Origin of the sequence: Promicromonospora sp. NPDC057488 (genome assembly GCF_042802395.1) — a bacterium.
GTDB lineage: Bacteria > Actinomycetota > Actinomycetes > Actinomycetales > Cellulomonadaceae > Promicromonospora.
Genome location: NZ_JBHVEG010000252.1, coordinates 1 through 7,046, shown reverse-complemented (window position 1 = coordinate 7,046; position 7,046 = coordinate 1). Strand labels below are relative to the sequence as shown.

The 7,046-nt window shown below is 71.5% G+C and carries 5 protein-coding genes; 1 reads left to right on the top strand and 4 read right to left on the bottom strand.

What is annotated here, in order from left to right; genetic code table 11:
• Positions 1-58: 58 nt before the first annotated feature.
• From ACFU5G_RS28280 to ACFU5G_RS28265, 4 genes are all read right to left on the bottom strand, one after another.
• Positions 59-2,386 (bottom strand): family 43 glycosylhydrolase, encoded by a 2,328-nt coding sequence (locus tag ACFU5G_RS28280; RefSeq protein WP_377252163.1) that lies wholly within the window; start codon positions 2,384-2,386, stop codon positions 59-61.
• A gap of 368 nt (positions 2,387-2,754) precedes the next feature.
• A complete protein-coding gene (locus tag ACFU5G_RS28275) occupies positions 2,755-3,591 on the bottom strand; it encodes a carbohydrate ABC transporter permease (RefSeq protein WP_377252161.1) in 837 nt (278 codons plus the stop codon).
• Positions 3,592-3,593: 2 nt separating this feature from the next.
• A complete protein-coding gene (locus tag ACFU5G_RS28270; protein ID WP_377252159.1) occupies positions 3,594-4,541 on the bottom strand; it encodes a carbohydrate ABC transporter permease in 948 nt (315 codons plus the stop codon).
• A complete protein-coding gene (locus ACFU5G_RS28265; protein ID WP_377252157.1) occupies positions 4,538-5,929 on the bottom strand; it encodes an ABC transporter substrate-binding protein in 1,392 nt (463 codons plus the stop codon). Before ACFU5G_RS28265 ends, ACFU5G_RS28270 begins: the two co-directional genes overlap by 4 nt.
• Positions 5,930-6,089: 160 nt before the next feature.
• Here ACFU5G_RS28265 and ACFU5G_RS28260 point away from each other — a divergent pair, with 160 nt between their 5' ends.
• Positions 6,090-7,022: a sugar-binding transcriptional regulator gene (locus ACFU5G_RS28260; protein ID WP_377252155.1), complete on the top strand. Its 933-nt coding sequence runs from the start codon at positions 6,090-6,092 to the stop codon at positions 7,020-7,022.
• Positions 7,023-7,046 lie beyond the last annotated feature (24 nt).

The window sequence follows — 7,046 nt, the reverse complement described above, 5'->3', positions numbered from 1 at the left end:
GTCGAGACCCGGGTCTCGACAAGCTCGACCAGCGAAGGGGAGCCCGACCAGCGCCCGGTCAGGGCAGCGCGTACGTGCGGACGTAGTCGAAGGTCGCCGTCGCACCCGCCGTGTTCATCGAGACCAGGCCGATCCGCGGGGCCCGGTCGTCGGGCAGGGTCCAGACGCCGCCCCACCGCCAGGTCTCCCCGTCGGTGCTGGACGCCATGCGCACCTCGTACTCGTCGTTCGCCGCGTCCCGGTGCACGGCGAGCCGCAGCCACGTGGTCTCCCCCGGGGCCGCGCCGAACATCGGGGCGCTGTACGCGGCGGCCGGCGGCGTGCTCGTGGGCCGGGCGGCCTCCTTGGTGAACTCCACCATCTGCGCCGCGCTCCCGGGCTTGCGCAGCAGCCCGAGCTGGGAGTGCACCAGCTTCACGAACTGGTCGTCGTTGGCGTAGAGCACGAGCCCCGCCTGCCGGTTCACGCCCACGCCGTCGAGGTCGAGCTTCGTCTCCACCAGGTAGTCCCCCTCGGGAGCCTCGCGGGTCAGCACCGACGCCGTGTTGGTGCCCAGGTACAGCTCGGCGTTCTGGGTGGGCCAGGTCAGGGCGCCGTCGTCCAGGCGGACGCCGGCGGCCGGACCGCGGACCCAGGACCAGCCGGTGCCCGCGTCGCCCGACCCGCTCGTGCGGGGCAGGGCGGTCAGGCCGGGCAGGCCGGTCAGCCCTGGCACGACGCCGCCGTCGAACTCGTCCGAGTGCTCCGGCAGCAGCGCGCCGGGCTCCGGGTCGGGGACCCGCTCGGTCACGGGACGTGCCGCCGGGACCAGGCTCACGTTGTCGGCGTCGGCGGTGCCCCGCGCGGCCACGCCGACCGGCACCCGGCCGGCGCCCCCGCGCACGGTGAGGGCGACGGTACCCAGGGGCTCCTTGAGGTTGTCGGCGGAGACCGTGGCCGTGTACGTGCCCGAGCGCACCTCCCGGTCGAGGGTCACGACGTTCCAGTCCTCGTACGGGAAGCTGTCCGGCAAGGCCACCACCGCGCGCTGGGCCTTGGGGCCGCGACCTGTCTCCAGCCGCAGCTGGCCGGCGGCGCGGTCGACCCAGGCGGTCACGGAGCCGGAGCCCGTGCCGAGGGCGAGCCCCGCGGCGCCGCCGGCGTCGGTCACGCGCAGGTCCGCCTGGGCGCGCAGGTCGCCGCCCGCCCGCTCCCGGCTGGTGAGGGACCCGCCGTCGAGGGCCGCGTGGGGCCCGGCGTCCGGCTCGTCGTCGACGACGACGTCGCCGTCGGCCCGCCACCCGGCCAGCGATCCGTCCGCGAACGTGGTGGCGACGGCGCCGTCCGTCACGGGTGCGGCCTGCGGGGACGACGACGGCCCGGCGCCCGCGTTGACCACGGGCCAGCCGTCGATCCAGTCGAGCCGGTCGATCATCAGCGGGCGCTTGGTCAGGTTCAGCACGCCGTTGCGGGTCTCCACGGGCGGGAAGTCGGGATCGGCCTCCGGGATCGCGTGGTACGCCATCCAGTCCTGGCCCGCCAGGTCGGTGACCACCGAGTGGTGGCCGGGGCCCGCGAACCCGTCGCCGTTGGAGGTCAGCACATAGCCGCCCTTGCCCGACTCCGCCATGAGGTCGGTGCCGTCGTCGTCCAGGAAGGGGCCGCGCGGGCTCTCGCCGCGCCCCACCTTGACGGTGTAGCCGCTGTAGGCGCCCTCGCAGCAGCCGGCGTCGGAGTACATCAGGTAGTAGAGGTCGTCGTGGCGCACCACGTACGCGCCCTCCATGCGGCGGCCCTGCGCCACCTGGGTCACAGGCCCGGTCAGCTCGTGCGCGCCGGGCGTCAGCTCCGAGACGCAGACGACGTCGTAGCTGCCCCAGTACAGGTAGAGGGTGCCGTCGTCGTCGGTGAACAGGGCCTGGTCGATGTTGCCGGTGGGGCAGCCGTCGATCGGCGCCGACGGGACCAGCAGCTCGTCGCGGTGTTCCCACGGCCCGGTGGGGGTGGGCGCGGTGGCCACGGCGAGCCCGCCAGTGGACAGGCCGTAGGTGAGCAGGTACTCGCCGTCGACGTAGCGGATGTCGGGCGCCCAGGCGCGGGAGTTGTCGCGCCAGGTGGCCGGGACGTCGTCGGGCTGGATCACCTCGCCCGCGTACTCCCAGGTCACCAGGTCGGTGGACCGCAGGATCGGCAGGATGCGCTCCCCCGGCTCGCCCTGGCTGTTGAACACCGGGTTCTGGGTGCCGTACGCGTACCAGGCGCCGTCCTTGCCGCGGATCACGGCGGGATCGGGAAAGGTATCGGTGACCCCGGCGGTGACCGGGTTGGTGTAGGTGGTGGGAGCGGCGGCCGACCCGCCATCGTCCGCGGCCGCCGGCAGGACCGGGGCAAGCCCCGCAGCGAGCACGGCCGCAGCGACCGCCGCGACCCAAGCGGTGCGGACAGGTCTCCGTCGATCTGATCCAAGGCGCATGCCGCCCATCGAACGGGGCCCGATTTTCTCCGGCAAGTACCCGACAGAAAAAGTAGGGAATTCTGCCGCCATCCGGATTTTCGCCCCCGCCACATCGCCCATGCTGCTGACTCCGGTTCAACAGGCTCCAGACGGCCGTAACCGCCCAGCAAACGGTCGCCTCCAGCCTGCTGAACCAACCTCAGTCCGGCGGCCGCCGACGCCGTCCCAGCACAAACACGTCTACCCAGCGATTGGGCCCGAAACCGACGCGGTTCCGGGCCCAATCACTGGGTAGAAGGCAACTTCCGGACGACCAACCCCTACTTGATCGCGCCCATCGACAGTCCGCGCACCAGCTGCTTCTGCGCCACCCAGCCCGCGATGATCACGGGCAGCGACGCCAGCAGCGCCGCCGCGCAGAGCCGGGCGAGGAACAGCCCCTCGCTCGTCATGGTCGACACGATGAGCACCGGCACGGTCGCCGCCCGCGAGGCGGTGAGGTTGAGCGCGAAGAAGAACTCGTTCCACGAGAAGATCACGCAGATCAGCGCCGTGGCCGCGATGCCGGGGGCCACCATTGGGATGAGCACGGACCGCAGGGTCCGCAGCAGCCCGGCGCCGTCGACGGACGCCGCCTCCAGCACCTCCCCCGGTACCTCCAGGAAGAACGACCGCATCATCCACACCGCGATCGGCAGGTTCATCGCCGTGTACAGGACCACCAGGGTCCAGATGTTGTCGAGCACCTTGAGCTGCCCGGCCACCACGTAGATGGGCACGATCACGGCGACGACGGGCAGCATCTTGGTGGAGATGAAGAAGAACAGCACGTCGCTGACCTTCTCCACCGGCCGGATCGACAGCGCGTACGCCGCCGGGATGCCCAGCAGCAGCACCAGCACGGTCGAGACGCCGGTGGCGATGGCCGAGTTGGCCACGTACACCCCGGACCCGCCCTCGATCACGGCGCGGAACTGGTCGAGCGTGGGCGTGAAGAACCACGTGGGCGGGTCGGACGCCGCCTGGTTCTCCTGCTTGAACGCCGTGGCGGCCATCCAGGCCACCGGGAAGAAGAAGGCGAGCGCCAGGAGCCAGGTCAGCGTGGTCAGCACGCCACCGGTGGCTCGACGGCGGTACGCGCGCGTCACGTCGGACATGCTCACTCCTTGACCTCGAAGCTGCGGAAGATGAGGCGCAGCGCGGCCGAGGCCACGATGATCGTGGCGATCACGACGACGACGCCCATGGCGGCGGCCTGCCCGATGTCGAAGCCGAGGAACGCGCGCTGGTAGATGTAGAACGGCAGGTTGGCGCTGGCCGTACCGGGCCCGCCCGCCGTCATGAGGTAGATCTGGTCGAACGTGTTGACCACGTAGATGACGCCGAGCAGCACGCCCAGCTCGATGTACCGCCGCAGGTGCGGCAGCGTGATCGAGCGGAAGACCCGCCACGGGCCGGCGCCGTCGACCGACGCGGCCTCGAGCACGTCCTTCGCCTGGGCCTGGAGGCCGGCGAGCACGAGCAGCATCATGAACGGCGTCCACTGCCAGACGAGCGCCATCAGGATCGCGATGATCGGGTAGGTCGAGGTCCAGTCGACCGCCTCGATGCCGAACACGCCGAGCACCCAGTTGAACAGGCCGTACGTGGGGTTGAGCAGCGCGACGGACCACAGGACCGACGTCGCCACCGGCATCACCAGGAACGGCGTGATGAGCATGGTGCGCGCCACGCCGCGGCCGAAGAACGGCCGGTCCAGCAGCAGCGCCAGCACGATGCCGAGCACCATCGCCACCAGCACGCAGCCGAGCGTGATGACCACGGAGTTCAGCGCCGTCTGCCGGAACGTCGAGTCCTGGGCGATGTCGATGTAGTTCGACAGGCCCACGAAGATGTCCTCGCCGGGCCGCAGCAGGTTCTGCCCGCGCAGCGAGTACCAGATGGTCACCAGGAACGGCAGCTGCGTGACGATCACGGTGAAGATCAGTGCGGGCAGGAGCGGGCCGCGACGGCGCCACCCCTCGGCCTTGCTGATCGTGCGCTCCGCGGCGGCGGCGCGGGCGGCCCGGCGCGAGCCTTCGAGCCGGTCGATGGTCGAGGTGCTCATTGCCCCTCCTGGGCCCGGTAGGTCTCCGCCACGGTTTCGGCGTAGCGCTGGGACTGTGCGATGGCCTCGTCCACGGTCACCTGGCCGGCGATGGCCGCGGACATCTGCTGGCCCACGCGGGTCCCGAGGTCCTGGAACTCGGGGATGCCCACGAACTGAATGCCCGGATAGGGCACGGGGTGGGTCATCGCGGACTCCTGGGTGGCCCCGTTCATCGACTCCAGGGTCGCGTCGGCGTACGCCTCGGACACCTCGGCGTACTCGGGGATCTCGTAGGTGGACAGCCGGCTGCCCGGGGGCACCCGCTCCCAGCCGATCTCCTCGCCGACGGTCCTGATGTACTCCTTGTTCGTCATCCAGGAGACGAAGTCCCAGGCGGCGTCCTTGTGCTCGCTCGTGGACGGGATGGCGAGCGACCAGCTGTACAGCCAGCCCGCGGTACCGGTCTCGGCCACGGGCGCGGGCGCGTAGCCCACCTTGCCCGCCACCGTGGACGACGCCGGGTCCTCGATCGAGGAGACCATCGACGTCGCGTCGTACCACATGGCCGACTGGCCCTGGGCGAACCGGGTGAGGCAGTCGCCGAACCCGGACGTCGCGGCGCCGGGCTGGCCGGAGGTCTGCACGGTGTCGATGTAGGTCTCGATGGCCTCGCGGCTCTCGGGCGAGTCGAGGGTGGCGTTCCAGTCCTCGTCGAACCAGCCGCCGCCGAACGTGTTGATCGCGGTGCTCATGGGCGCCATGACCTCGCCCCAGCCCGCCAGGCCGCGCAGGCAGATGCCCGAGAAGTCCTCCGCGGGCTCGTTCAGGTCCGCGGCCAGCTCCCGCACCTCGTCCCAGGTCGGGTTGGCGGGCATCTCCAGCCCCGCCTCCTCGAACAGGTCGGCGCGGTAGGCCAGGAACGACGACTCGCCGTAGAACGGCACGGAGTACATGTCGCCGTCGCGCGACAGGGCCTCGCGGACGCTGGGGACGAAGTCCTCGGCGTCGTAGCCCTCCGTCTCGTCAATGTACGGCTGCAGGTTCTCGATCCAGCCGTTCTCGGCCCACATCGGGGTCTCGTAGTTGGAGATCATGACAACGTCGAACTCGCCGCCGCCGGTCGCCACGGACGCCGTGATCTTGGCGCGGGCCTCGTTCTCCGGCAGCGACACGAACCGCACGTCGACGCCCGGGTGGGCGGCGCGGAACTCGTCCTGCAACGAGATCGCGTCCTGCATCTGCGGGTTGGACACGATCGCAACGACGATCTGCTCGCCCTCGCCGCCGGCCACGGCGCCCGCCCCGGCACAGCCGGACAGGGCCAGTGCGACGGTGGCCGTCGCCGCTACCGCGGTCGCTCTCACCGAAGCACCCGGCGCCGGCTTACCCCTCGGAGGTCGGAACATCCTCGTCCTCTCCTCGCGGCTTCTCCGCCACGCTCATTTGAGAAATTGAAACTGCTCATCTGCATCCGCAGAGTAGTTGGGTATGCTCAGGTGAGCAAGGCCCCCCGCTCAGAAGTCGCTCGATCAGCCCCGCCGCCGCCTGCGGGAGTGAGGAACGCAGGTGACCCAGAACGACTCGAACCTCATGGTCGAGGTGAGCACCGACTACTACCTCGACGGCAAGTCCAAGGTGGAGATCGCGCGCGACCGCGGCATCTCCCGCTTCCAGGTCGCCCGCCTGCTCGCGCAGGCCCGCGAGCAGGGCGTGGTGCGCATCGAGATCACGGCGCCCCAGGTCGACGGCGAGCGCGGCGCCCGGCTGGCCGCCCGCCTCGGCGCGCGCGAGATCCTGATCGCGCCCAGCGGCCCGGACCCCACCGCGACGCGCGAGCACGTCGCCGTCGAGCTCGCGCGCGCCGCCCGGGAGCACATCACGGAGGGCTCCACCGTCGGCGTCTCGTGGTCGCGCACGGTCGAGGCCGCGGTGCGGCACATCGGGCAGCTCCCCCACTGCGACGTCGTCCAGCTCGTGGGCGCGCTGCCCGTCGAGGGCAGCGGCAACTCGCTCGCCCTGATCACCGCGTTCGCGCAGATGCCGGGCGTGCGCACGTGGCCCGTGTGGTCGCCGCTCCTGGTGGCCGACGCCGCCACCGCCGCGGGCCTGCGCCGGCAGCCGGAGATCGCCGACGCGCTCGCGCGGGCCGACCGCCTGGACGTCGCCGTCGTCGCGATCGGCCACTGGTCGGAGCGCAGCTCGACCGTGTTCCCGCAGATCAGCACCGAGGAGCAGCAGGCCGCCACGGCGGCGGGCGCGATCGCCGAGTGCTCGGGCCGCCTGTTCGACGCCGCGGGCCGGCCCGTGCTGACCAGCCTCGACGAGCGGGTCGTCGGCGTCACGCTGGAGCAGCTCGTCGCCACGCCGCGCGTCATCGCCATCGGCTACGGGTCCGCCGTCGCGCCCGGCCTGCTGGCCGCGGTCAACGGCGGCGTCGCCGACACCCTGGTGATCGACGACGCCGCCGCGACGGCCCTGGAGACGATCGTCCCGGGCTAGCCCTCGCTGGTCGAGCTTGTCGAG